Below are 3,487 nucleotides of genomic sequence, written 5' to 3' on the forward strand. Positions count from 1 at the left end.
AACTCGCGGGTGTGGTCGCGTCCTGCCTGGACAAGGACCACGAGGGCCGCCCGACCGCCGCCGAACTGCTGGACGCCGCCGAGCGGCACGGCCCGTACGGGTCCCCGCTGTGGCCGGACGGCATCACCGCACTGCTGGCCCGACGCGCCGCCTTCGCCCGTACGGTGCCGCAGGCGGCGGACCTGCCCGACCCCGCACCCGAGCCGGCCGTGACGGGCGGCCCGGCGCCCGAACGGCGTGGCCGCCGGCGTCGTAACCGCGTCTTCCTCGGCGTCGTCCCGATCGTGGTGGCGACGAGCGCGACCCTCGCCTTCCAGCTCCTGCCGTACGCCTCCGGCCCCGACAAGGCCGAGGCGGGCACCGCCCCGTCCCCGTCCGCCTCGGCGGCCCCGGGCCCGACGGGATCGCCCTCGGCGTCGTCCTCGGCATCCGGCCGGCCGTCCCCGAGCCCGTCACCGTCGAAGAGCGGGACGGACCAGGACACCGGCAAGGGCAAGGAGGACAACAAGGGCGCCGGGGCGGGCGGCGGCAAGGGCGACGGCGCCGGGGGAGCGGACCGGGCCGGGGGCACGGGCACCACGCAGAACGGGGGCTCCGGGCACGCGGGCTCCGGCGGCGACTCGTCCGGCGACTCCGGCAGCGCCGGGGACTCGTCCGGCTCCGGGGACTCGTCGGGTTCCGGGGACTCGTCCGGGTCGGGCGGCACGTCGACCGGCGGCGGTTCCAAAGGCGGCGGTACACCCTCTTCCGGCACGTACGCCCTGAAGAACGGGGAGAACGGCAAGTGCCTGGTGGTCGGCGCCGGCGGGTGGGTGCAGTTCGGTTCCTGCGCGGGCGCGTCCGCGGCCTGGACGTTCCGCGACGGGGCCGACGGCGCCGTGAAGATCGTCAGCCAGTCGGCCGGCGTCTGTCTGAGCGCCAACATGATCGGCCAGAACGTGGTCACCCAGAACTGCACCGACTACCTCGGGGCACGGCTGTGGGTCCCGGGTTCCGGATCCACCCTGAAGAGCGTCTTCAACGACGGTTGTCTGGCCCTGGGATTCGGCGGCAACATCACCTCCCAGTCCTGCGAGCCGGGAACGGCCGCCCAACGCTGGACGCGGCTCTAGGGAGACGGAGACCCCGGACGTCCCGCGCTCGGCCGACGTCTCTCGTCGAGCGCGGGGCGCGCGGGGCGCGCGGGACTCCCGGTCACCGTGGACGCGGGCGGGCCGCTCACCCCGGCCCCGGCCCCGGCCCCGGCTCCGGCCGGTGCCGCGCCGCGTCTCCGAGCAGTGCCGCGAGGTCCGCGACGAGGCGGCGCAGCTCGTCCGGCCGCTCCACGACGAACGGGCGGCCCAGCGACGCGAGCAGCCCCGGCAGCCAGTCCAGGCGCTCGGCGCGGATCTCGACCCGGCACCAGGGCTCCGTCCCGCCGCCGGGCGGTGCGCCGCCCCCGCCCGCCTCCGCGGCGACGACCGCCACGCTGCCCGGCAGCAGGGCGCGGACCTCCTCGGCCGTCCCCCGCACCCGTACCGTCACCGCGTGCCGGTGGGGAGCGGTGGCCAGCGCCGTCAGCACCCGCTCCGCCGGACCGGGACCCGGCGGCGGCTCGAACGTGCCCGGCAGCACCCGCGCGGAGGCGATGCGGTCGAGGCGGAACGTGCGGTCCGCGGCGACCGAGAGGTCCCTGCCCGTCACGTACCACCGGCCCCGGTGCGCGACGAGCCCGTACGGGTACAGGGTCCGTTCGCCGCCCCGGCCGCTGCCGCCGGTGTACCGCACCGACAGCGGCCGGTGATGGCGCACCGCGTCGGCGACCGGAAGCAGGACGGCGGCCTCGGGCGCGGCGGAGTCGTCCGGCTCGGTCGTGAAGGTGAGGGAGCCGAGCACCGCGTCCAGACGCCGGCGCAGCCGCTCCGGCAGCACCCGCCGGATCTTCGCCGCCGCCGTCTCGCCCGCCGTGCCCGCCGCCGCCGTGATCCCGGTCCGCCGGCCCGCGACCAGGCCGAGCAGGACGGCCAGGGCCTCGTCGTCGCTCAGCATCAGCGGGGGCATGCGGTGGCCCGGGGCGAGCCGGTAGCCGCCGTAGCGGCCGCGCACCGACTCCACGGGGACGTCGAGGTCGACGAGGTGGCCGACGTACCGGCGCACCGTGCGCTCGCCGACGCCGAGCCGGTCGGCGAGTTCGGCCACGCTCCGCACGCCGCCCGTCTGGAGCAGTTCGAGCAGGGTGAGCACGCGGGACACGGGACGGGACATGCCCCAAGTCTGCCGCCGATACCGGCCGGGAAGTGACCGGTATTGCTTCTAGCGTGAGCAGGGACGGCACCGCACCGAACAGGAGTGAACCGATGAATCTCGTCTCGATCCGCGTCATCACGGACGACGTCGCCCGCCTCGTCGCCTTCTACGAGCGCGCCACCGGCCTGCGCGCGACCTGGGCCACCGAGGACTTCGCCGAACTGCGCACCCCCTCCGGCACGCTCGCGATCGGCAGCACGCGCACCGTGCCGCTGTTCGCCCCCGGCTCCGCCCACCCCGCCGACAACCGCAGCGTGATCACCGAGTTCCTCGTCGACGACGTGGACGCCGTGTACGGGAATCTGACCGGGTTCGTCGAGGACTTCGTGAAGGAACCCACGACCATGCCCTGGGGCAACCGCGCGCTCCTCGTCCGCGATCCCGACGGCAACCTGGTCAACTTCTTCACCCCGGTCACCCCGGCCGCCGTCGAGAAGTTCGCCGGCGTCGCCCGCTGACGCGCGCTCATCCGCGTTACCCGGGACAGCAGTTGGGGCGGCCGTGCTAAAGATGTAGCTTCCGATGAGTGGCCGCCGCTCCCGCACGGAGCGCGCGGCGCCGGCGAACGGGGAGAGAGTTGAACGGGGAAGCCGGATCCGGCCTCACGGGCAGTGGCGCCGAGCCGTTGGAGGACGACGACCCGCGCAGGATCGGACCGATCCCGCTGCTGGGCCGCCTGGGCGTCGGCGGCATGGGCCGGGTCTACCTCGGCGTCCACGAGGGCCGGTACGCGGCCGTCAAGCAGGTCCTGCCCTCGGTCGCCGGCGAGGACAAGGAGTTCCTGCGCCGCTTCGGACATGAGCTGGACAACCTGGCCCGGCTCCCCGACGACGCCACCGCGCCGCTGCTCGACGGGGACAGGGAGGCCCGGCCGCCGTGGTTCGCCACCGCCTACGTGCCCGGCATCACCCTGCGCGAGGCCGTCGACCTGCACGGTCCGCTGCCCGCCGAGGCGCTGTGGCTGGCCCTGCGGGAGGCCGCCAAGGGGCTGGCGGCGGTGCACGCGCTGGACATGGTGCACCGGGACCTGAAGCCGTCCAACGTGATGCTGACCCTGGACGGGCTCACCCTCATCGACTTCGGGGTGGCGCGGGCGGCCGACCAGAGCCAGTTGACGCGGACGGGCATGGTGGTGGGCACGCCGGCGTACATGTCGCCCGAGCAGGCGTCGGGGAAGCGGGCGTCCAGTGGTGTCGTCGAC

At 75.1% G+C, this 3,487-nt stretch carries 4 protein-coding genes; 3 read left to right on the forward strand and 1 reads right to left on the reverse strand.

The window, feature by feature from the left end; translation table 11 throughout:
- On the forward strand, positions 1–1,112 hold a 1,112-nt coding region (locus IG88_RS0137490; RefSeq protein ID WP_031051256.1), incomplete at its 5' end, for an RICIN domain-containing protein.
- 106 nt (positions 1,113–1,218) lie between these two features.
- On the opposite strand, the gene IG88_RS0137495 is transcribed toward IG88_RS0137490, so the two are convergent.
- Positions 1,219–2,244, reverse strand: coding sequence for a helix-turn-helix transcriptional regulator (locus IG88_RS0137495; RefSeq protein WP_031051258.1), 1,026 nt, complete (start codon positions 2,242–2,244; stop codon positions 1,219–1,221).
- A gap of 92 nt (positions 2,245–2,336) precedes the next feature.
- On the opposite strand from IG88_RS0137495, the gene IG88_RS0137500 reads away from it, so the two are divergent.
- Both IG88_RS0137500 and IG88_RS39740 read left to right on the forward strand, forming a co-directional pair.
- A complete protein-coding gene (locus tag IG88_RS0137500) occupies positions 2,337–2,744 on the forward strand; it encodes a VOC family protein (protein ID WP_031051260.1) in 408 nt (135 codons plus the stop codon).
- 119 nt (positions 2,745–2,863) lie between these two features.
- Positions 2,864–3,487, forward strand: a 624-nt coding sequence (locus tag IG88_RS39740) for a serine/threonine-protein kinase (protein ID WP_037837552.1), incomplete at its 3' end; no start/stop codon positions are given.

It is taken from the genome of Streptomyces sp. NRRL F-5650, assembly GCF_000721365.1.
Lineage (GTDB): Bacteria > Actinomycetota > Actinomycetes > Streptomycetales > Streptomycetaceae > Streptomyces > Streptomyces ardesiacus.